The sequence below is a fragment of the Enterobacter sp. 2VL genome (genome assembly GCF_005503595.1).
Lineage (GTDB): Bacteria > Pseudomonadota > Gammaproteobacteria > Enterobacterales > Enterobacteriaceae > Enterobacter > Enterobacter cancerogenus.
Genome location: NZ_SCNE01000006.1, coordinates 225,198 through 246,405 on the forward strand (window position 1 = coordinate 225,198; position 21,208 = coordinate 246,405).

Consider the following 21,208-nt stretch of genomic DNA (forward strand, 5'->3'; position numbering starts at 1 on the left):
GGTTACTCTCCCCAGATGTCGCGGATTTGCTGGTGGAATGCCTGTGCCACCTGCGGCGGATGTTCTGCGCCTGCCAGGGCGCGCCCGGCGATAAATGCCTTAACGTTGATTGACTTAAACAGCGGCAGGTCGGCGGGGGTAATGCCGCCGGTAATCGAGAGCTGCAAACCGATATCGGAGAGGGCCTTCATTCTGGCGAGATCCGCTTCGCCCCACTGTTGCCCACTGGCCTGTGCGTCACGTCCGCGGTGATAAATCGCCTGCTTAACGCCAGCGCGGTGCCAGGCGCGGGCATCTTCCAGCGTCCAGTTGCCGAACAGTTCCATCTGGATTTCGCCGCCGCAGCGTTGAGCCACCTCATGCCCTTTTTCGACGGTGGCCAGCGGTGCGGCGCAGATGATGGTCATCCAGTTGGCGCCTGCGCCGAACGCCTGTTCCGCCAGCGTTCCTCCGGCGTCGGCGACTTTCCAGTCCGCGACGATGATGTTGTCCGGGCATTGCTGACGCAGCGCACGCACCGCATTCAGCCCTTCGGTCAGACACAGAATGGTGCCCGCTTCGACGATATCGACGCAGTCCGCTAATAACGCGACGTCGCGCTGTGCAGCTGACAGTGAAGTGTGGTCGAGCGCCAGCTGAAGTAATGGTCGGCTCATAAGTCGTACTCCTTAACGCGGGCGTGATAGCCCTGTAGTGCTGATATCAGTAACTGGTAGCGGTGGTATTTACGCTGGTAGGCCGCATGCGCGTGCATATCGGGTTCGATAACCCTGCAGGCATGGGTGAGGGCGCGCTGCGCGGTGTGAAAATCGGGATAGACACCCGTTCCCACGAGTGCGGCCAGGGCCGCGCCGGAACAGCCGGTCTCCTCTACCTGCGGCAGTTCGATAGCCAGACCACTGACGTCCGCAAGCATTTGCATCCACACAGCCGAATGAGCAGGGCCGCCCGTGACGCGCAGTGCCCGCACCTGGGTAAAGCGCTCCAGCAACCGGTTAAGGTGAGTCATATGGCTGAACACCACGCCTTCGTAAACGGCCTGGAGAAGGTGCGCGCGAGTGTGCAGCGCCTGCATACCGTAGAACCCGCTGGTCATCTCCAGCCCGGCATTGCTGCCGTAGAGAAATGGCAGGAAGATCACCTCACTTCCGGCTTTCGGCAAGCTGGCGACGGCGCGGTTTATCTCATCAAATGACATATCGCCCCATTGCGCTGTCAGCCATTCGAGATTGCCGGAGGACGTCGGGCTGGCCTCGTGGACGATGTAATGCTGCGGGTGAACATAGCGGCCATAGACATAAGGAAATGGCTCGTTGTCGCGAATGCCGTTGGCGATACCGCTGGTGACGGCCCATGTACCCATCACGGCATTCAGGGTGTGTTCATCATGCAGCCCGGCGCAGATCGCGGTGGAAACCACATCAAACAGTCCACCAACGACGGGCGTGCCCGCCGCGAGACCGGTCAGTGCGGCTGCCTGAGCGGTGATTTCCCCGCAAATTTCTGCTGAACCGACAATGGGTGGCAGCGCGCCGTCGATTTCATCAATACCCAGCCAGCGCGTGAGCTGGGGGTCGTACCGGCCTGTCTGCATGTTGTAGAGGTTGGACTCGGAGATATTGCTCTCTTCGCAGCCTTTTACGCCCGTGAGGCACCAGCGCAAATAGTCATGCGCCATCATCACGCAGCCAATCTGTTGATACCGCTGCGGTTCGTTTTCTTTGACCCAGCGCAGAAGCGATACGGGATGCCCCGTCCACAGCGTCTGGCGCGTATGCGGATAGAGTTTTTCGGGAATGCCGTCCTGCTGCCAGCGCTGCACAATCTCCAGGGCCCGGCGGTCGGAGGAGAGCATCGCGTTGCCGAGCGGTTGATCCCGTTTATCGAGAAGAAACAGCCCCTTGCCCTGCGCAGAAATGCCAACGCCTTTGATCTGTTCGCCGTCTACGCCTGAATTCTTCAGCAACCGGGCGACGGTTGCATGGCAGTGCTGCCAAAGCGCGTGCATATCCCGCTCGGCGTAGCCGGCATGTGGGCTCAGCGTGGCAACCGCACGGCGTTCGATACAAACTTCTCTGCCCTGGCTGTTGTACAAACCGGCTTTCAGATAAGTACCGCCACAATCGATACCCAGCCAGAAGGGTTCTTTTTCACTCATCTTTGCTTCCCTTGCTTGCCGGGTGGCGCTTAGCTTACCCGGCCTACGATTTGGTTTTTCCCCTCTCCCGGTGGGAGAAGGGGAAGGACATCAGGCCACATGCTTATGCGGGTTCACCGAGGGATGAGGCTCTGCTCCGGCATCGCATTTTGCCGGTAATAGCAGGGCCAGCAGTGCGGCCAGTGCCAGTGATACCGCCAGGCAGTAAACGCCGGCATCTTTGCTGTAGAGAGTGATCAGCACGCCGACTGCATATGGGCCGCAGAACCCACCGAGATTGCCCAGGGCGTTAATCACGCCGCGCGCGCCGCCCGCCATCTCGGCGCTGAACAAACGCGCCGGAATCGTCCAGAACACCCCCGCGGCCGATTGCAGGAAGAATCCGCAACCCACCAGCGCGGCATAGGCCAGCCAGATGTTTCCTTTTAAGGTCACCGAGAGGAACATGCAGAGCGCAAAACCAATCAGCGGCAGGGAGACGAACAGCTTGCGTTTACCGGTGCGGTCCGAGAGTGATGAGAACAGGAACATGCCTGCAATCGCGCCGACGTAAGGCAGAACGGCGAGCATCCCCACCTGACCGATGCTGGTATGCGTCAGCTCTTTCAGGATGGTGGGCAGCCAGAGGGTGTAACCGTAAATACCGGTCTGATAGAAGAAGTTCAGGGCGATCAGCTGCCACATGGTTTTGTCGGAAAGCACAGCGCTCAGTGACGCGTTTTTTACCTCTTTACCGGCAATCGCGCGCTGCTCTGCGGCCAGCGTTTGCACCAGATAGCGCTTCTCCGCTTCAGAGATCCAGCGAGCTTCCTGCGGTCGGTCGTAAACGGTGAAGGCCCACAGCACCAGTACTACCACGGACATCAGCCCTTCGATGATGAATAACCAACGCCAGTCGAGCGCGGTGATGATCCAGCCCGATAACGGTGCGGTGATGATTCCGGCGATAGGCACAAACATAATCACAATCGCATTCGCGCGGCCGCGCTCGGCATCCGGGAACCAGTTGCTGATCATCGTAAGCACCACGGGCAGCATCCCGCCTTCCGCCACGCCGAGTAAGAAGCGCAGGACTAGGAGTTGGTACTGGTTCGTGACGAGGCCCGTCAGCACCGAAATAACCGCCCACGCCACGAGCGACCAGCCGATGAATTTCTTGCCACTGCCGTGAACGGCAATCTTGCCGCCCGGTACCTGGAGAAACAGGTAGCCAATAAAGAAGATGCCGCCCGCCAGGCCCGCCATCGTGGCGGAAATACCGAGTTCTTCGTCCATACCACCGGGCATAGCAAACGCAATATTTACGCGGTCCATATAGGAAATGATGCAGGCGATAAGAATAGGGGGAATGATTCTTAGCCAGCGCTGGCGCGGAATGTTCGCGTGTAGAGCATGATTAGAAATATTCATATTTAATATCTCAGTGAATGTAACCGGAATAAGTGTTTTTATTTTTATTGTGTCGCGTTATGGAGAGCGCTAATGCCGTCGCGCAATATTGCGATGCGATGGCTGACATCAGCATTAGCATTTATTTCCAGTAATTTAATACCGGAGAATTTCAGGGATGCGGCGTTCGCCGCAGTAAAAAGTGTTTTTGCATGTTCGGTGCTGAGTAAACTGTCGGTGCAGAACGAAGAAAACGGCGCATGCAGATCCTGCCATTCACCGTATTCCCCGCGGGTGGTCGTACCCGAAAACATCAGCGCCCCCAGTTTTCCTGCCCTGACTGCCGCCTGGACATGCTCAAGCGGAAGGGTGGTATTGCGACCTTCGATAGCAGAACGCGCCCAGTTGATGCAGACGCTGATATTCGTTGTGCTCACCACGTCAAGCACCTGTGCTAAAGGTAAGAATCCCTTACGTGGCGCGGGGCCGGTCATGGAATCGCAGTGTTCCAGTATCAGATCGCAGGGCCAGTCCCAGCCCGCGATCTCCTTGATGGAACGGGAGAACGCCTCGGTGGCTTGCCCTACATTGTCGTTGCCCGCCTGCGGTGCCGCCTGCATTTCCAGCGCGGTTACTTTTCCCGGAAAACGGGCGTTCACGGCGGTAATTTTCTGATGTAGATGGCGGTAATATTCAACGCAGGCTTTACGCTGGTCTTCGTCGGCTGACGCCAGGCCAAATGCGCCGTTGGTAGCGCGGCGCCGCATGGTTTCCATCACTGCTGTCACCACCATGCGCCAGTCGCCTGGGGTGTGCCGGAATAACCATTCATCGCCAAACGGATGAAGGTTTTCAAGGCACGGTTGTTCCAGACCGCGTATATAAGGCGTGTCGGCAAGTTCCCGCCAGAAGGCTTGCTCTTGTTGTTCCCCTTTCTGGTGAAACGAGGGTGCGCAGGGGTACGCACCAATAATAAAACCGGTGTTGGTCATTTCGCGTTCCTGTATTTATCAGTAAATTACTGTAATTCGCTGACTGCTACTTTCACCACAATCTTACGAATTTCAGAACTTGTGTTCTTAATACAGGCAGGACGGTGCACATCCTGCGGAAAAAATATGGCATAGCTGCCGGGTATCATTTCGATAAACGATTCATGTTCGCTGTCGTGATAAAAAATAATATCCCGCTGTTCGAGCAGTGATTCGCTGATTTTGTTATTACCAGTATCAATGGCGATACCTATTTTCTCTTCACCCGATGCCAGAAATTGAATATCCAGATAACGACGATGTACTTCCGGGCGATTTTCATGCGGTTCCCGGGTCGTCAGGTCGAGCACCTGGGCAAAAATAGTGCGTCCATCAATTTCGACGACACCTGGCTCAAGCGTGGCGAAATCGGTAGTGCGCAGGAAATGAAGTGCTTTTTCAATTGCCTGCGGCAGGCGGCACGGATTTGGCTGTGAAATATGTCCGAATATCATGGCCCCTCCTTACAGAGACTGGATTTTCGCCCACACGCTGTCGTCGATGGTGATGCCGTCCCGGCGGTTCTCCTCCAGCAGGCGCGTAAACTCATGCCCGGGCAGACGGACGGCGACGTTTTCATCGGCGCGTTCGGCGGTGGTGATGAAGTCCATAATGCGCTGTAGTTTGGCGTCACGGGTTGGGCCGTCGATCAGGCGATCTACCTCGATGGCAATGAAGATTTGCGATACGCCGTACTCATCGCTGTTGTCCTGGGTGACTTCCGCCACGGAGGAGCCATTGGAAAGCAGGGTGGCGATCATATCCAGCACGATGGAGAGGCCAGAACCTTTCCAGTAACCCATCGGCAGAATGCGGCGGTTTTTCTCAATGACGCCCGGTTCACGGGTCAGGTTGCCGTCGTCGTCGAATCCGCCGTCCACCGGCAGCTCGCGCCCCGCCAGGCGATTCACTTCCAGCATGCCGTAAGAGAACATCGACATTGACATGTCCACCATGGTGATGGGGTTGGACGGGATCGCCACTATCAATGGGTTCGTGCCGATACAGCACGCTTTTGATCCCCAGGCGGGCATGACGGCAATCGAGTTGGTCCAGCAAATGCCGATATAGCCCTTTTCCGCCGCCTGCCAGCCGTAGCTGCCGCCGCGCATCCAGTGGTTTGCGTTACGCAGTGCTACCAGACCTATCCCGTGATCGGACGCCAGCTCGGTAGCACGATCCATCATTTTCTTCGCCGTCAGGTTACCGATGGCGCGTTGCGCATCCCACTGTTCAATGGCGCCCAGCGTGGTGATCCGTTTTGGCTGGGCGTCAGGAATGATGTCGCCAGCATCAAGTTGCTGAATAAAACGCGGGAAACGGTTCACACCGTGGGAATAGACGCCGGATTCCGTGGTGCGGGCGAACATCTCCGCGCAGGCATCTGCAGTGTCTGCTTGTATGCCGCGCGCGATCAGTACCCGATTGAACGCCGCTTTCAACTCATCAAAGGTCACTTTCATCCCTGTTCTCCTGTGCTTTTAAGGGGCAAGTGTGAGTGCTTTTTTATCGCTAAATTTCACTATGCGAAATCTGATTTCAAATATAACGATCAATTTTTGTCAGATCAACGACATTCATGATTTTCAAAATCGATTAAAATCAACTGGTTGTGTTTTTTCTGTTGAGATCGTGAACTGAGCCACACTTTGCGCTACCATCGGAGCGCGAGAAGAAAGGAGCTAATCAATGAGCATGAAAGAGAGCGAAATGACGCAAGAAAAAGAGAGGCCAGCAGGTAGCCAGAGCTTGTTTCGCGGCCTGATGCTGATTGAGATCCTCAGCAACTATCCGAACGGGTGTCCTCTTGCCCATCTCTCCGAGCTTGCTGGGCTGAATAAGAGTACGGTTCACCGGCTACTGCAGGGGTTGCAGTCCTGCGGGTATGTCACGCCAGCTCCTGCGGCGGGCAGCTATCGTTTGACCACCAAATTTATTGCCGTCGGGCAAAAGGCGTTGTCATCCCTGAACATCATTCATGTGGCGGCACCGCATCTTGAGGCGCTGAACATCGCGACCGGCGAGACGGTGAACTTCTCCAGCCGTGAAGATGACCATGCGATCCTGATTTATAAGCTTGAGCCGACAACCGGAATGCTGCGCACCCGCGCCTATATCGGCCAGCATATGCCGCTCTACTGCTCGGCAATGGGCAAGATTTATATGGCATTTGGCCATCAGGATTATGTTGCAAGCTACTGGGAAAGCCATCAGGACCAGATCCAGCCGCTGACGCGTAATACCATCACCGAACTGGACGCGATGTACGGCGAACTGGCAGAGATCCGTGAGCACAGCATGGCCCGGGACAAAGAAGAGAATGAACTGGGGGTATCCTGTATCGCCGTGCCGGTCTTTGATATTCATGGCCGCGTGCCGTATGCCATCTCCATTTCGCTATCGACATCGCGTATGAAGCAGGTGGGCGAAAAGAACTTGCTTACCCCGTTGCGTGAAACCGCAGACGCTATCTCAAAAGAGCTTGGGTTTACGGTACGCGAGGCATAACAGACGAATCGGGCTGGTGGGAACCGTACCCGAGCGCTGAACCGCTTCAAAAACGCCAGATTTCGCACTGAACGGCAGCGAAATCTGGCGAAAGATGTTACTGGCCGCCTTCGCGCCAGGCGTTCTCAATCTCTTCGGCGAGAATTTTCACGCCCGCTTCAATTTTTTCTGGATCCGGCACGTAGTTCATGCGCATGCACTGATGCGTGTGCGGCCACGGCTTATCCAGCCCGGGGAAGAAGTAATCGCCCGGCACCATCAGCACGCCGCGTTTTTTCAGGCGCTGGTAGAGCAGTTCGGTGGTGATCGGCAGGTCTTTAAACCACAGCCACAGGAAAATGGCGCCTTCAGGTTTGTGGATCAGGCAGCGTTCTTCCGGCAAATAGCGGCGAATGATCGCGATTGTCTCCTGAACGCGCTGGTAATAGAACGGCTTGATCACCTCATTGGACAGGCGCAGCAGGTCGTTATTTTTAATCATCTCGCACATCATGGCCGGGCCTATACCGCCGGGAGAGAGGCTGATAATGCCGTTCATGTTCGTAATGGCGGTGATGATTTTTTCATTGGCGATAATGATGCCGCAGCGGCTGCCCGGCAGGCCGAGCTTGGAGAGGCTCATGCACAGAACAATGTTCGGGTTCCACAGCGGGCGTGCTTCGCTGAAGATAATGCCCGGGAACGGCACGCCGTAGGCGTTATCGATAACCAAAGGGATGTTGTGCTGATTGGCGAGCGCATCCAGCTTCATCAGCTCATCGTCGGTGATGACGTTGCCGGTCGGGTTAGTTGGCCGCGAAACGCAGATCATGCCCGTCTCTTCACCGATGTGCAGGTGCTCGAAATCGACGTGATATTTGAACTGGCCTTCCGGCAGCAGCTCAATGTTCGGGCGCGCAGAGACAAACAGGTCTTCTTCGAGGCCGGAATCGGCGTAGCCGATGTACTCTGGTGCCAGCGGGAACAGCACTTTTTTGGTGGTGCCGTCGGCGCGACGTCCTGCGAACAGGTTAAACAAGTAGAAAAATGCGCTCTGGCTGCCGTTTGTCAGTGCAATATTCTGCGGTTCGATATCCCATCCGAGCTCGTCACGCAGCATGTTGGCGAGGAGCTTCAGCAGTTCGGTTTTGCCCTGGGGGCCATCGTAATTGCACAGCGCGTCGGTAGCTTTGCCGCTTTCCAGCATCTGCGCCAGCAGCGTCTGGAAATAGGTATTCATCTCCGGGATCTGCGCCGGGTTTCCGCCGCCAAGCATGATTGCGCCCGGGGTGCGCAGTCCGTCATTGAGATCTTCCATCAGGCGGGTAATGCCTGAATGGCGGGTAAATTTGTCGCCGAAAAGTGAAAACGTCATAGCAGGTGTTCTGTCTGGCTTATTATGAAAGTGGGTAACCATAACGCTAGCATCGGACAGGTGCAAATCGGGAGGAGAGGGCGGTGTTGATGTTTTATATGGTGGGTTTTGATTTATTCAGTGTATTGTTCTGATGCTTTTTCTCCCCTCACCCGGTCCTCTGCCCAAAGGGGCGAGGGTTAGGGTGAGGGGGACGTAGCGCTTAATCTCCTGCCCACACCACCATCGCTTTATCGCCGTTGTGCTCGCGCACAAAGCCGTATCCCTCCTTAAGCGACAGCGTTTTTTGAACGCCTTCACCTATTGCCGGATGGCGGGCGCGGAACTGGCCTAAAATCTGCCAGTGGGCGACGGTGGCAGCATTTTTACCCGTGACGTCCTGCCAGTTCATGTCCGAGCGCGTCCCCTGCAGCGGGTCGGAGCCGGTTGGACCAAATGGCCGCTCTGATTCATCTCCGTAATAGATCTGCACACTCCCCGGCGCGAGCAGGAGCAGCTCTGCCGCACGCTGGCCCCCTTCGCGGAAAAGCCGCGTATCATGCGACGAGAGATAGCTCAGGACGTTATAGCTCTGCAGTTTTTCGGCCATCTGCTGCCAGGTCAGGTCGATGTCGGCCAGGCAGTCCACCGCTTTCGCCGCCTGCTCCTGATAATCAAAGTTGATCATCGCATCGAAACCGTGGCGGTAGTAATCGCTCTGCATAACGCCGTGGCCCCAGGACTCTCCCGTCATCCAGAACGGGGCGTTATCGACTTTTTTGTCCGGGTTAGCGGCTTTCCACGCCGCCAGCGCCTGGCCTGCCTGGTCTTTCAGCTGTTGCCACGCATCAAGCTCAACGTGCTTCGCGGTATCGACCCGGAAACCGTCAATGCCGTAATCACGCACCCACTGGCTAAGCCAGTGCGTCAGGTAATCACGCGGGGTGAAGCCCGGAATGGCTTTCGCGTTCGTATCAGGCTTGTGCTGATAAAAGTTCGGCAGGCCGGAAGCCTCGGTCGATTCCGTTTTCAGATCCGGTAAAAAGGCCAGCGACATCGTTAAATCGTCAAAGCCAGGGTTGTCATAATCGCCGATGTCGGTGCGGATCCATTTTTTACCCCACCATGCTTCCCACGCGGCTTTATCGCTGAAATTAATGTAATCGTTAAAGCTGTGCCAGCTTTGTCCGGCCCTTGGTTTCCAGTCCGTCCAGCGCTCGCCCAGGGTTTTCTTCAGCTCATCACCTTGCAGGTATAGCGCGCCAAACTGAAACGCCTGCATGTCTGCCAGCGTGGCGTAGCCCGCGTGGTTCATCACGATGTCGAAAAGAATACGGATGCCGCGCTTGTGCGCTTCATCGACCAGATGGCGCAAATCATCTTCGTTGCCCATGTTGGCATCGAGGGTGGTCCAGTCCTGAGTGTAATAGCCGTGATAGGCGTAATGGGGGAAGTCACCTTTGGTTCCACCGCCTACCCAACCGTGGATCTGCTCCAGCGGGGAGCTAATCCACAGTGCATTGACGCCGAGCTGCTGCAGGTAGTCGAGTTTACCGGCAAGCCCTTTGAGATCGCCTCCGTGAAAGGTTCCAATTTCCTGCATGCCGTCTTTATGGCGGCCATAGCTGTTGTCATTGGTAGGATCGCCATTGACGAAGCGGTCCGTCAGCACGAAATAGACGGTGGCGTTTTGCCAGCTAAACGGTGCGGGTTTATCGGTTTCGGCGCGCTCAAGCAGCAGCAGGCCGTTGCTGTTCGCCGCGGGCTGGAGGGTGATTTTGCCGTTTTGCACCGTCGCCGTCTGCTTGCTGTAAAAATCACGCACCACGGAGCCTTCCGGGAAGGTGTGGCTGACGTCGAGCGTAAGCGGTTTGCCGTCCCACGTTGGACACTGGCGGATAACGTTCGCGACGGTTTTTTCCGCCTCGCGTTGTACCGTCAACATCAGCGTCGGCGTGCCTGAGCGGGTATCAATCCGCATCTGGTAGCTGCCGTCGCGAAACAGACGCCACTGCGGCGGCGTGCCTTCGCAAGGTTTGAGCGACAGCATCTCGTTGAGTTTTATCGCATCGGTCGGCTGCCAGCACGCGTTGTCAAAACTGAGCGTCAGTGGGCGGGTACCCTTCGTCAGCGTTGCCTGGCTGGTGAAAACGCCGGTGCCTTCAGCCTTAAACGCGGCAAAGCCCGGTGATGACCAGTCTGCCTGCGCCAGTGCCGGTAAAAGCAGAAAAGCGAGTGCGGTGCGTTTCATTCCAAATTCCTTCGCGGCTTTTTTAACCAGTGTGCCATCGGGAAGACGGGAACAACTCCTCCCCGCGCACGTTCTGCCAGGAGGATGCGAAAGGATGAGTGATCCCGCGCAAAATTAGGCGGTTATCTGCGATATCGCGCACATTTTTTCAGAATTGATGATTTCGTGAACACGTTTCAGATGACATGGTTTCGGATTTGGACTATTTCTATACGTGCTCTTGAAGTCTATTTTTGCTATGATTTGAGATTCCGCTCTCAAATTCGAGAAAAAAATAAGGTGTTGGAATGATGAAATCCGACCAGGAGACCTAATGATATCGACTCCCATTCGACGATATGGGGCCGCGATACTCATGTTACTCACCATGGCATTTTCGGGTGAGGTGCTTGCGAAGACGCACACGGATACAACGAGTAAGAAAGCCCACGTAATAAAGACGACAAGCAGTAAGGTTAGCAGTAAACAAGAGTATTCTCGCAATAGTGCAAAGAGTAGTTCACTTCCTGATTTGCGAAAATACCCTTCCGGGACACCACGAAAAAAAGCGTTTCTCCGGACGGTAATGCCTTACATCAAAAGTCAAAATGCTGCGATTACCGCAGATCGTAACTGGCTGATCTCGAAACAGTACGAGAGCCGCTGGTCGCCGTCTGAGCGCACGCGTCTTAAAGACATTGCGAAACGCTACAAGGTTAAGTGGAACGGTAACACGCGTCGCGTGCCGTGGAACTCGCTGTTAGAGCGTGTGGACATTATTCCAGGCAGCATGGTCGCCACCATGGCCGCAGCCGAAAGCGGCTGGGGAACCTCGAAGCTGGCGCGTAACAATAACAACCTCTTTGGCATGAAATGCGCAAAAGGGCGTTGTACTAACGCGCCGGGCAAAGTGAAAGGTTATTCGCAGTTTGCATCGGTTAAAGATTCAGTAAACGCCTACGTGGTGAACCTGAATACGCATCCGGCCTACTCGTCGTTCCGTAAGTCACGCGCCCAGTTGCGTAAAGCGGATCAGGAAGTGACGGCCAGCACGATGATCCACAAGCTGAAAGGGTATTCGACTCAGGGACAGCGTTATAACAACTACCTGTTCGCTATGTTTCAGGATAACCAGCGCTTAATCGCCTCGCACATGTAATGTAAAAAAACGCCTTCCATCGGAAGGCGTTTTGTTTTCTAGATAAGCACCTCGCTGTGCCGCTCCCGATACTCTTTTGGGGTGGTGTCATACTCTTTCCTGAACACCGAGTAAAAATACTGAAGCGACGGGTAGCCGCACATCTGTGAGATTTCGTTGATCGACAGCGACGTTGAGATGAGCAGGCTGCGCGCTTTCTCCAGTTTCTCCGCATGGATCACCGCATGGATGGTTTCGCCAACCTCCTCTTTAAACCGCTTCTCCAGGTTCGAACGCGAAATGCCGACGGAATCCAGCACCTGATCGACCTTAATGCCCTTGCAGGCGTGGTTGCGGATGTAGTGCATCGCCTGAATAACGGCCGGATCGCTTAAGGAGCGGTAATCGGTTGAACGGCGCTCCACCACGCGCACGGGCGGGACCAGTAACCGTTGCAGCGGTAGCGATTCGTTATCCAGCAGCCGGTGCAGTAGCTTCGCCGCCTGATAGCCCATCTGACGCGTTCCCTGAGCGACCGAGGATAGCGCCACGCGCGACAGGTAGCGCGTCAGCTCTTCGTTATCAATACCAATGACGCACAGCTTTTCAGGCACCGGAATGTGCAGATGCTCGCAGACCTGAAGCACGTGGCGGGCGCGGGCGTCCGTGACGGCAATAATCCCGGTTTGCGGCGGCAGCGTTTGCAGCCAGTCTGCCAGGCGGTTTTGCGCGTGCTGCCAGTTTTCCGGTGCGGTCTCCAGCCCCTGATACACTACGCCGCGATATTTCTCCTGCGCGACCAGCTGACAGAATGCGTGCTCACGCTCCACCGCCCAGCGTTTGCCGCTTGAGGCGGGCAACCCGTAAAAGGCAAAACGGTGCACGCCTTTCTCTTTTAAATGGAGAAAGGCGGCTTCAACCAGGGCATGGTTATCGGTGGCGATGTAGTGCACCGGCGGGTAGCTGTCGGGGGAATAATACGAGCCGCCGACGCCGACGATGGGGACATCGACGTCCGTCAGCAACTGCTCAATCACCGGGTCGTCATAGTCGGCGATAACGCCATCGCCCAGCCAGTCCTTGATGTTCTCGAGCCGGGTGCGGAAATCCTCTTCAATAAAAATATCCCATTCGGATTGCGACGCCTGCAAATATTCACCAACCCCTTCGACCACCTGACGGTCGTAGGCTTTATTGGCATTGAATAACAACGTAATGCGGTGACGCTTCTCAAACATGGCTGCTTTCCCAAATAAGTAACGATGCTGTTCTCAGGCTCGCCGCTTGGTGGCGGAGTCCATCCAGACCGCCAGCAACAGAATGGCGCCCTTGACGATATACTGCCAAAACGTTGGAACGTCCATCATACTCATTCCATTATCCAGCGAAGCCATAATAAATGCGCCCATCACCGCACCCGCGACGCTACCGATCCCCCCGGCGAGGCTGGTTCCACCAATCACACAGGCGGCGATGGCATCCAGCTCGGCGATGTTCCCGGCTGACGGCGAACCGGCTCCGAGGCGGGAGCTGAGGATCAGTCCGGCAATCGCGACCATCAGGCCGTTGATGGCAAAGACTGCGAGTTTGGTGCGTTCTACGTTGATACCCGACAGACGCGCCGCCTCAAGATTGCCGCCAATGGCATAAATACGCCGGCCAAACGCTGTGCGCGTTGCCATAAACATGCCGCCCAGCAGCAGAAGGGCCAGCAGTAAAACCGGCGTCGGCACGCCGCGATAATCGTTCAGTAGCCAGATTGCCCCCAGCACGATCGCCGCCGTCAGCGCCTGACGCCCCACCACGGCGGTGGACGCAGGTGCTGCCAGCCCGAGCGCCTGACGGCGCATACGGCCGCGCCACTGCCACGCGATAAAGGCCATCAGCCCGACCACGCCGATCGTAAAGCCGATGCCATCGGAGAGGTAACTCTGCCCAATTTGCGACATGGCGGCGCTGGTAGGGGAGACGGTAGTGCCGTTGGTCATGCCAATCAAAATGCCGCGAAAGGCGAGCATGCCCGCGAGGGTAACGATAAACGACGGGACTTTGCGGTAGGCGACCCACCATCCGTTCCATGCCCCGAGCAGCAGGCCCAGCACCAGCGTGACCGCTACGGTCAGTGGCAGCGGCCACCCGAGCCAGACGTCAAAAATGGCCGCTACGCCGCCGAGCAGGCCCATCATCGAACCGACCGACAGGTCGATTTCTGCGGAGATAATCACGAACACCATCCCCACGGCCAGAATGCCCGTAATGGCCGTCTGGCGCAGCAGGTTAGAGACGTTGCGCGCGCTCAGGTAAGAGCCGTCGGTCATCCAGGTAAAGAACAGCATGATGGCGATAATCGCCGCGATCATCACGAAAACCTGCAGGTTGAGCGCCTTAAGCCCGGAAAACGCGCCGGGCGTCGGAACAGCGACTTTGATATCAGACGGATTGCTTTTCGACATGACGTTCGCTCCTTAAAGCGGCTTCCATCACCTGCTCCTGCGTCAGGTTCTGGTTGATCAGGTTGGCTTTGAGTTTCCCTTCGTGCATAACCAGCACGCGGTCGCTCAGGCCCAGCACTTCAGGTAATTCAGACGAGATGACAATGACGGCAATCCCTTGCTGCACAAGCTGGTTGATCAGCTTGTAGATTTCATATTTCGCACCGATATCAATCCCGCGCGTCGGCTCGTCCAGAATCAGAATCCGGGGGTTGAGCAGCAGACAGCGCGCCAGGATAGCCTTCTGCTGATTGCCGCCGCTGAGACGCCCGATGGCCAGGTCGGGAGAGGAGGTTTTCACCTTCAGCCTGGCGAGCGACTGCAAAATGCACTGCTGCTCCGCCGCGTCGTCCAGGGCCGTCAGTGCACCGGAAAACTGACCGAGCGCGGCAAGCGTAACGTTTTGACCCACGGCCATGACCGGCACAATGCCGTCTTTTTTGCGATCTTCCGGTACCATCGCGATGCCGTGGGCAATCGCCTGCTGGCAGTTGGTGATGTGTACTGGCTGACCGTCGATAAAAATGTTGCCCTCCCAGCGTCCCGGCCAGACGCCGAAGAGACACTGAACGGCTTCGGTCCGTCCTGCGCCCACTAACCCTGCAATACCGAGGATTTCGCCACGGTACAGCGAAAAGGAGAGGGTGTTGACGCGCTTGATATGCCGGTTAACGGGGTGCCACGCGGTGAGGTTTTCGACGCGCAGGATCTCCTCGCCCACGGTATGTGGCTCGTTCGGGTACAGCGCGGTCAGTTCGCGGCCAACCATCATGGTGATGATGTCATCCTCACTCATCCCGGCGGCGTCGCGCGTGCCGATGTGCTGCCCGTCGCGGATCACACAGATGGTGTCCGAGATGGCTTTCACCTCATTAAGCTTGTGCGAAATATAGATGCAGGCAATGCCGTGATTTTGCAGGTCGCGGATGATGTTAAGCAGAACCGCCGTTTCCTGCTCGGTGAGTGAGGCGGTAGGCTCATCAAGGATCAGCAGGCGTACCTGCTTGTTCAGCGCCTTGGCGATCTCAACCAGCTGCTGCTGGCCCAGACCCAGATCGCCCACGCGCGTGTCGGGTGAAATCGCAAGGCTGACCTGCGCCAGCAGTTTTTCACAGCGCAGCGTCATGGTGTCGTAATCCAGCACGCCGTGACGGGAAATTTCAGCCCCGAGAAAGATGTTCTCCAGCACGGTAAGATGCTTCACCAGCGCCAGCTCCTGGTGAATAATGGCAATCCCTTTGCGCTCGGTATCGCGGATGTGCGCGGCCTGGAGCGTTTCGCCGGCAAACACAATTTCGCCTTCGTAGCTACCGTGAGGATAGATCCCGCACAGGACTTTCATCAGCGTGGACTTCCCCGACCCGTTCTCGCCGCACAGCGACATCACTTCGCCAGGGTTGAGCCTGAGGCTCACGTTGTCGACGGCCTTCACGACGCCAAACGCTTTGGTGATGCTTTTCATTTCAAGTAAATAAGACATAACTGCTCCGCTGACCCGATAAAGAAACAGGACATGTCGATGCGCCCCCGCAGAGCAGGGGCCGCGCTGGATTACAGTTCACTCTTTTTGTGGAAACCGTCTTTAATGACGGTGGCATCAATATTGTCTTTATTGACTTCAATAGGGGTAAGCAGGCGAGCCGGAACGTCTTTCATGCCGTTGTTGAGCGAGGTATCGGCTTTAGGCTGTTGGCCATTCCCCAGCTCAACGGCAATTTCTGCCGCCGTGTTCGCCAGTTCGGTGATGGGTTTGTAAACCGTCATGGTTTGGGTGCCTGCGATAATGCGCTTCACCCCGGCGAGGTCGGCATCCTGGCCCGAAATAGCCACTTTCCCTGCAAGCCCCTGCGCGCTGAGCGCCTGAATCGCCCCGCCTGCGGTGGCATCGTTCGACGCCACAACGGCATCAATTTTGTTATTGTTCGCGGTTAAGGCATTTTCCATAATTTTCAGCGCGTTTTCAGGCAGCCAGCCGTCAGCCCACTGATCGCCGACGACGTGAATTTTGCCCTCGTCGATATACGGCTTAAGCACTTTCATTTGCCCTTCGCGGAACAACTTGGCGTTGTTATCGACCGGCGAACCGCCCATCAGGAAATAATTCCCCTGAGGCACTTTGTCGACCAGACTTTTTGCCTGTAATTCGCCGACTTTTTCATTATCAAACGAAATATAAAAATCAATATCCGCATTATTAATCATGCGGTCATAGGCCAGCACTTTTATGCCTTCCTGTTTTGCTTCTTTAACCACATTACTGAGTACCTGGCCGTTATAAGGGATAATGACCAGCACATCGACGCCACGGTTAATCATATTTTCAATCTGTGACATCTGGGTTTCTTCGTTGCCGTTAGCGGATTGCACAAACACTTCGGCACCCAGTGATTCCGCTTTTTTAACAAAAATATCGCGATCTTTTTGCCAGCGCTCCAGGCGCAGGTCGTCAATCGCCATGCCGATTTTGACCTCTTTGGCGTGTCCGGCAAAGCTGGCTAGCAGGAGAGTAGTGCAGAGAGTAAGGGTCAGGTTCTTTATCTTCATAATTATCAGGCCTTTTTGTAGGGGTATGTGTTGCTGAGATAAAAGAAACATTCACTGCTGAGACGCAGCAAATTCTTAACGTGGAGAGGCCTGCTGGCAATTACAGATTTTTATCTTCTCATTATGATATTTGGTTTATTTCCGAATTTATGACCGCGATCGGATTTTAAAATGCGTAACGTACTAATTACATTTGATTCTGGAATAAGCGCAGAAAAATCGTTGCCAGCGCATTATTTTGCGAGCCAGCGCACAGTTGTGCATTCTCTCAATAGCAGTGTGAAATAACGTAATTGAGCAACGTTAAATGTCTATTCACTATTACTCCTGTCGCACTCTTACGCCGAATACCCTGATTATGGAGCTGAATATGCAAGCTTATTTCGACCAACTCGATCGCGTTCGTTACGAAGGCACGAAAACGACCAATCCTTTAGCATTTCGTCACTACAACCCGGATGAGCTGGTGCTGGGTAAGCGTATGGAAGATCATCTGCGCTTTGCCGCCTGTTACTGGCATACCTTCTGCTGGAACGGTGCCGACATGTTCGGCGTGGGCGCGTTTGATCGCCCGTGGCAGCAGCCGGGTGAAGCCATTGAACTGGCGAAGCGTAAGGCAGACGTTGCCTTTGAATTCTTCCACAAGCTGAACGTGCCCTACTACTGCTTCCATGATGTGGACGTGTCGCCGGAAGGCGCATCGCTGAAAGAGTACCTGAACAACTTTGCGCAGATGACGGACGTGCTGGCTGAAAAACAGCAGCAAAGCGGCGTAAAACTGCTGTGGGGCACGGCGAACTGCTTTACCAACCCGCGTTACGGCGCAGGCGCCGCAACCAACCCGGACCCGGAAGTGTTTAGCTGGGCTGCCACGCAGGTGGTGACGGCGATGAATGCCACGCACACGTTAGGCGGCGAAAACTATGTACTGTGGGGCGGGCGTGAAGGCTATGAAACCTTGCTCAATACCGACCTGCGTCAGGAGCGCGAACAGATTGGTCGCTTTATGCAGATGGTGGTCGACCATAAGCACAAAATCGGATTCCGCGGTACGCTGTTGATTGAGCCGAAGCCGCAGGAGCCCACCAAGCACCAGTATGATTACGACGTGGCAACCGTGTATGGCTTCCTGAAGCAGTTTGGTCTGGAAAAAGAGATCAAAGTGAACATCGAGGCTAACCACGCAACGCTGGCGGGCCATGCCTTCCACCATGAAATCGCCTCGGCTATCGCGCTCGGCATTTTCGGCTCCGTGGATGCTAACCGTGGTGACCCGCAGCTGGGCTGGGATACCGACCAGTTCCCGAACAGCGTCGAGGAGAACGCGCTGGTGATGTATGAAATCATCAAGGCGGGCGGCTTCACTACCGGTGGCCTGAACTTCGATGCCAAAGTACGTCGTCAAAGCACCGACAAATACGATCTGTTCTACGGCCATATCGGCGCGATGGATACCATGGCGCTGGCGCTGAAAGTTGCCGCCCGTATGATTGAAGACGGTGAACTGGATAAACGTGTGGCGAAGCGCTACAGCGGCTGGAACAGTGAGCTGGGTCAGCAAATTTTGAAAGGCCAGTTATCGCTTGCCGAGATCGCGAAGTACGCTGAACAGCATCAGCTGGCGCCGCAGCATCAGAGTGGCCATCAGGAGCTGCTGGAAAATCTGGTCAATCACTATCTGTTCGATAAATAACAGGTCTCGCCGGGCAGCGCGTTGTGTGCCCGGCCTCCGGTTTTTGTAGGCCCGGTCAGCGCAGCGCTACCGGGCATGTTCAGTTAAGGAACCCACAATATGTACATTGGGATCGATCTGGGTACATCGGGCGTGAAGGCCATCCTGTTAAGCGAGCAGGGAGATGTGCTGGCCTCGCAAACCGAGAAATTGCAGGTTTCGCGCCCGCATCCGCTGTGGTCGGAACAGGACCCGGAACAGTGGTGGCAGGCGACGGATCGCGCGATTCAGGCGTTAAGTGAACAGCACAGCCTGCAAGAGGTGAAAGCGCTGGGAATTGCCGGGCAGATGCACGGCGCAACGCTGCTGGACAGCCAGCACCGCGTGCTGCGGCCCGCCATTCTCTGGAACGATGGCCGCTGTGCAGAGGAGTGCGCACTCCTCGAAGAACGTGTGCCTGCCTCTCGCGAGATAACCGGCAACCTGATGATGCCAGGGTTTACGGCACCCAAACTGCTGTGGGTGCAACGCCATGAACCGGAGATTTTCCGCCAGGTGGCGAAGGTTTTACTGCCAAAAGATTACCTGCGCTTTCGCATGACGGGCGAGTTTGCCAGTGACATGTCTGACGCGGCGGGCACGATGTGGCTCGACGTGGCGAAGCGCGACTGGAGCGCAGCCATGCTGGATGCCTGCCATTTGACGCGCGACCAGATGCCTGCGCTCTTCGAAGGCAGCGAAGTGACCGGAACTTTAACGCCGACGGTGGCGCAACGCTGGAAAATGCCAGCCGTGCCCGTCGTCGCCGGTGGCGGTGATAACGCGGCGGGAGCGGTTGGCGTGGGAATGATCGAGGTGGGCCAGGCGATGCTCTCGCTGGGTACTTCCGGGGTCTATTTTGCCGTGAGCGACGGCTATCGCAGTAACCCTGAGAATGCGGTACATAGCTTTTGCCATGCGCTACCGGGTAAATGGCATCTGATGTCGGTGATGCTGAGCGCCGCCTCCTGTCTGGACTGGGCCGCAAAACTGACCGGCATGGCGGACGTTCCGGCGCTGATTGCCGCCGCGCAGCAGGCGGATGATCAGGCTGGCGCGGTGTGGTTCTTACCCTATCTCTCCGGGGAGCGTACGCCGCATAACAATCCGGAAGCGAAAGGCGTGTTCTTTGGTTTAACGCATCAGCACGGCCCGGCCGAGCTGGCGCGCGCGGTGCTGGAAGGCGTCGGTTATGCGCTGGCGGATGGCATGGACGTGGTGCACGACTGTGGTCTTACGCCGTCGAGCATCACTCTGATTGGCGGCGGGGCGCGCAGTAGCTACTGGCGGCAGATGCTTGCTGATATTAGCGGGTTACAGCTGGATTATCGTACCGGAGGCGATGTCGGTCCTGCGCTGGGTGCGGCGCGTCTGGCGCAAATTGCGCTGAATCCTGAAAAGTCTCTGTCGCAACTTCTGCCCCAGTTGCCGCTTGAGGCGCAGCATTTTCCTGATGAGAAAAACCATGCTCGCTACGGCGAGCGGCGCGACGTGTTCCGCAAAATTTATCAGCAGCTTTTACCGCTGATGTCTTAAACAGGTGCCGGGTGGCGCTGACGCTCACCCGGCCTACACTCCACCTGTATCGGGTTAGCTCACAAACCTGCGCGTATCGATTTTCTGCAACAGCATGGACAGCAGCAGGCTCGCTGCCAGCGTGGCGGAAAAAATCCAGATAATGTCCAGCAGTGGCCAGCTTTTCAGCTCAACGCCGCGCGTACGAAGCGCGTGGATCACCAGCGCGTGAAAACCGTAAATCCCCAGCGAGTGGCGTGAGATAAAGCCCAGCACCGGAAGCGGGCGGCTGTTCAGGGTATTTTTCACAAGCGTGAGCAGGGAAACCGCACAGATAAAGACCATCGGGCCACAGTACAGGTACCAGGTATCGGCAAAGTTGCCGCGCCACTGCAGTTCGTGCAGCGTGCCTCGTGAAATTATCCCCACGCTGAGGATAAACGCCGCCCCGCAAAGCAGGTTTAGCCCCCGTTTGCCGGTATCCATCATGCCGATGGCGCGCCCCAGCATGCCGTACAGCACGTAGTAAAACGTGTCGCCGTTGATATAAAGATCGACGGGCAGCCACTCAAAACCAGCGACTTTCTGCGAGACGGTATTCGGGTTTGCCACGATGCCAATCACAACCATTAAAGCCAGCAGCATTTTGCCGCCAATATGTTTTACCTGGATCAGCGGAGAGACCAGGTAGATAACGATAATGGCGAAGAAAAACCACAGATGATAGAACACCGGTTTTTGCAGCAGATTTTTCAGCGACAGCCCGGCGTTGATTGACGTAAACAGCGTGATGTAGAGCAGCGCGACGGCGCTGTAAAACAGCAGACACGAAGCGATGCGGATAAAGTGTCTTGGCTGTGCGCTACGCTCGCCAAAAAAGAGAAAGCCGGAGATCATAAAGAATAACGGCACGCTGACGCGGGAGGCGGAGTTAAGAATATTCGCGATATCCCAGTTAACCTGACTGATACTGTGCGCGTTGGTGACATACCAGGTGGTCGTGTGGATCATCACTACCATCAGGCACGCTATGCCCCGCAGGTTATCAATCCAGTTAATTTTTGACTGCATCAGGCCCTCTGTTGTCCGGATAAAGAAAGTGTGACCATCATTGTCTTAATGCTTTCCCTTGGAAAAATCTGAGTTTTATTCATTAAAC

General features: G+C 55.9%; 17 protein-coding genes. 4 read left to right on the forward strand and 13 right to left on the reverse strand.

Features of this window, described 5'->3' with window-relative positions; translation table 11 throughout:
• Positions 1 to 2: 2 nt before the first annotated feature.
• The 6 genes from ulaD to yiaK form a co-directional block, all read right to left on the reverse strand.
• A complete protein-coding gene (gene ulaD, locus FFS28_RS15945; RefSeq protein WP_102891737.1) occupies positions 3 to 656 on the reverse strand; it encodes a 3-keto-L-gulonate-6-phosphate decarboxylase UlaD in 654 nt (217 codons plus the stop codon).
• Positions 653 to 2,158: an FGGY-family carbohydrate kinase gene (locus FFS28_RS15950; RefSeq protein ID WP_137903449.1), complete on the reverse strand. Its 1,506-nt coding sequence runs from the start codon at positions 2,156 to 2,158 to the stop codon at positions 653 to 655. The genes ulaD and FFS28_RS15950 overlap by 4 nt, the downstream gene beginning before the upstream one ends.
• A 90-nt stretch (positions 2,159 to 2,248) precedes the next feature.
• A complete protein-coding gene (locus FFS28_RS15955; protein ID WP_137903450.1) occupies positions 2,249 to 3,568 on the reverse strand; it encodes an MFS transporter in 1,320 nt (439 codons plus the stop codon).
• Between the two features lie 44 nt (positions 3,569 to 3,612).
• The gene (locus FFS28_RS15960) at positions 3,613 to 4,539 is read right to left on the reverse strand and encodes a DUF4862 family protein (RefSeq protein WP_137903451.1); all 927 of its coding nucleotides are present in this window, start codon (positions 4,537 to 4,539) and stop codon (positions 3,613 to 3,615) included.
• A 26-nt stretch (positions 4,540 to 4,565) separates the two neighbouring features.
• Positions 4,566 to 5,033: a YhcH/YjgK/YiaL family protein gene (locus FFS28_RS15965; protein WP_137903452.1), complete on the reverse strand. Its 468-nt coding sequence runs from the start codon at positions 5,031 to 5,033 to the stop codon at positions 4,566 to 4,568.
• 9 nt (positions 5,034 to 5,042) lie between these two features.
• Positions 5,043 to 6,041: a 3-dehydro-L-gulonate 2-dehydrogenase gene (gene yiaK, locus FFS28_RS15970; protein ID WP_088209028.1), complete on the reverse strand. Its 999-nt coding sequence runs from the start codon at positions 6,039 to 6,041 to the stop codon at positions 5,043 to 5,045.
• A 226-nt stretch (positions 6,042 to 6,267) separates the two neighbouring features.
• On the opposite strand from yiaK, the gene yiaJ reads away from it, so the two are divergent.
• A complete protein-coding gene (gene yiaJ / locus FFS28_RS15975; protein WP_101736798.1) occupies positions 6,268 to 7,086 on the forward strand; it encodes an IclR family transcriptional regulator YiaJ in 819 nt (272 codons plus the stop codon).
• A gap of 97 nt (positions 7,087 to 7,183) precedes the next feature.
• On the opposite strand, the gene avtA is transcribed toward yiaJ, so the two are convergent.
• Together avtA and FFS28_RS15985 are read right to left on the reverse strand one after the other, a co-directional pair.
• On the reverse strand, positions 7,184 to 8,440 hold the full coding sequence (gene avtA / locus FFS28_RS15980; protein ID WP_058610514.1) for a valine--pyruvate transaminase: 1,257 nt from the start codon (positions 8,438 to 8,440) through the stop codon (positions 7,184 to 7,186).
• Between the two features lie 202 nt (positions 8,441 to 8,642).
• Positions 8,643 to 10,670 carry an alpha-amylase gene (locus tag FFS28_RS15985; RefSeq protein ID WP_137903453.1) on the reverse strand — a complete coding sequence of 676 codons (2,028 nt, stop codon included), beginning with the start codon at positions 10,668 to 10,670 and terminating at the stop codon, positions 8,643 to 8,645.
• 313 nt (positions 10,671 to 10,983) lie between these two features.
• Here FFS28_RS15985 and FFS28_RS15990 point away from each other — a divergent pair, with 313 nt between their 5' ends.
• Complete coding sequence (locus FFS28_RS15990; RefSeq protein ID WP_072208901.1) at positions 10,984 to 11,808, forward strand: protein bax; 825 nt, start codon at positions 10,984 to 10,986, stop codon at positions 11,806 to 11,808.
• Positions 11,809 to 11,846: 38 nt separating this feature from the next.
• On the opposite strand, the gene xylR is transcribed toward FFS28_RS15990, so the two are convergent.
• From xylR to xylF, 4 genes are all read right to left on the reverse strand, one after another.
• Entirely contained in the window at positions 11,847 to 13,025 is a 1,179-nt protein-coding gene (gene xylR / locus FFS28_RS15995; RefSeq protein ID WP_006177776.1) for a D-xylose utilization transcriptional activator XylR, read from the reverse strand.
• A 33-nt stretch (positions 13,026 to 13,058) separates the two neighbouring features.
• Positions 13,059 to 14,240, reverse strand: a complete 1,182-nt coding sequence (gene xylH / locus FFS28_RS16000) for a xylose ABC transporter permease XylH (protein ID WP_137903454.1) — start codon at positions 14,238 to 14,240, stop codon at positions 13,059 to 13,061.
• The gene (locus FFS28_RS16005) at positions 14,218 to 15,759 is read right to left on the reverse strand and encodes a xylose ABC transporter ATP-binding protein (RefSeq protein WP_137903455.1); all 1,542 of its coding nucleotides are present in this window, start codon (positions 15,757 to 15,759) and stop codon (positions 14,218 to 14,220) included. The genes xylH and FFS28_RS16005 overlap by 23 nt, the downstream gene beginning before the upstream one ends.
• A 71-nt stretch (positions 15,760 to 15,830) precedes the next feature.
• A complete protein-coding gene (gene xylF, locus FFS28_RS16010; RefSeq protein WP_137903456.1) occupies positions 15,831 to 16,823 on the reverse strand; it encodes a D-xylose ABC transporter substrate-binding protein in 993 nt (330 codons plus the stop codon).
• 370 nt (positions 16,824 to 17,193) lie between these two features.
• Here xylF and xylA point away from each other — a divergent pair, with 370 nt between their 5' ends.
• The gene (xylA, locus tag FFS28_RS16015) at positions 17,194 to 18,516 is read left to right on the forward strand and encodes a xylose isomerase (protein ID WP_137903457.1); all 1,323 of its coding nucleotides are present in this window, start codon (positions 17,194 to 17,196) and stop codon (positions 18,514 to 18,516) included.
• Positions 18,517 to 18,615: 99 nt separating this feature from the next.
• Entirely contained in the window at positions 18,616 to 20,070 is a 1,455-nt protein-coding gene (gene xylB / locus FFS28_RS16020) for a xylulokinase (protein ID WP_137903458.1), read from the forward strand.
• A gap of 54 nt (positions 20,071 to 20,124) precedes the next feature.
• Here xylB and FFS28_RS16025 read toward each other — a convergent pair whose 3' ends face one another.
• Positions 20,125 to 21,120: an acyltransferase gene (locus FFS28_RS16025; protein ID WP_006177782.1), complete on the reverse strand. Its 996-nt coding sequence runs from the start codon at positions 21,118 to 21,120 to the stop codon at positions 20,125 to 20,127.
• Between the last annotated feature and the right edge of the window lie 88 nt (positions 21,121 to 21,208).

Coding starts and splice junctions, on each gene's coding strand:
- ulaD (WP_102891737.1), bottom strand. CDS start 656: ATGAGCCGACCATTACTTCAGCTGGCGCTCGACCACACTTCACTGTCA.
- FFS28_RS15950 (WP_137903449.1), bottom strand. CDS start 2,158: ATGAGTGAAAAAGAACCCTTCTGGCTGGGTATCGATTGTGGCGGTACT.
- FFS28_RS15955 (WP_137903450.1), bottom strand. CDS start 3,568: ATGAATATTTCTAATCATGCTCTACACGCGAACATTCCGCGCCAGCGC.
- FFS28_RS15960 (WP_137903451.1), bottom strand. CDS start 4,539: ATGACCAACACCGGTTTTATTATTGGTGCGTACCCCTGCGCACCCTCG.
- FFS28_RS15965 (WP_137903452.1), bottom strand. CDS start 5,033: ATGATATTCGGACATATTTCACAGCCAAATCCGTGCCGCCTGCCGCAG.
- yiaK (WP_088209028.1), bottom strand. CDS start 6,041: ATGAAAGTGACCTTTGATGAGTTGAAAGCGGCGTTCAATCGGGTACTG.
- yiaJ (WP_101736798.1), top strand. CDS start 6,268: ATGAGCATGAAAGAGAGCGAAATGACGCAAGAAAAAGAGAGGCCAGCA.
- avtA (WP_058610514.1), bottom strand. CDS start 8,440: ATGACGTTTTCACTTTTCGGCGACAAATTTACCCGCCATTCAGGCATT.
- FFS28_RS15985 (WP_137903453.1), bottom strand. CDS start 10,670: ATGAAACGCACCGCACTCGCTTTTCTGCTTTTACCGGCACTGGCGCAG.
- FFS28_RS15990 (WP_072208901.1), top strand. CDS start 10,984: ATGATATCGACTCCCATTCGACGATATGGGGCCGCGATACTCATGTTA.
- xylR (WP_006177776.1), bottom strand. CDS start 13,025: ATGTTTGAGAAGCGTCACCGCATTACGTTGTTATTCAATGCCAATAAA.
- xylH (WP_137903454.1), bottom strand. CDS start 14,240: ATGTCGAAAAGCAATCCGTCTGATATCAAAGTCGCTGTTCCGACGCCC.
- FFS28_RS16005 (WP_137903455.1), bottom strand. CDS start 15,759: ATGTCTTATTTACTTGAAATGAAAAGCATCACCAAAGCGTTTGGCGTC.
- xylF (WP_137903456.1), bottom strand. CDS start 16,823: ATGAAGATAAAGAACCTGACCCTTACTCTCTGCACTACTCTCCTGCTA.
- xylA (WP_137903457.1), top strand. CDS start 17,194: ATGCAAGCTTATTTCGACCAACTCGATCGCGTTCGTTACGAAGGCACG.
- xylB (WP_137903458.1), top strand. CDS start 18,616: ATGTACATTGGGATCGATCTGGGTACATCGGGCGTGAAGGCCATCCTG.
- FFS28_RS16025 (WP_006177782.1), bottom strand. CDS start 21,120: ATGCAGTCAAAAATTAACTGGATTGATAACCTGCGGGGCATAGCGTGC.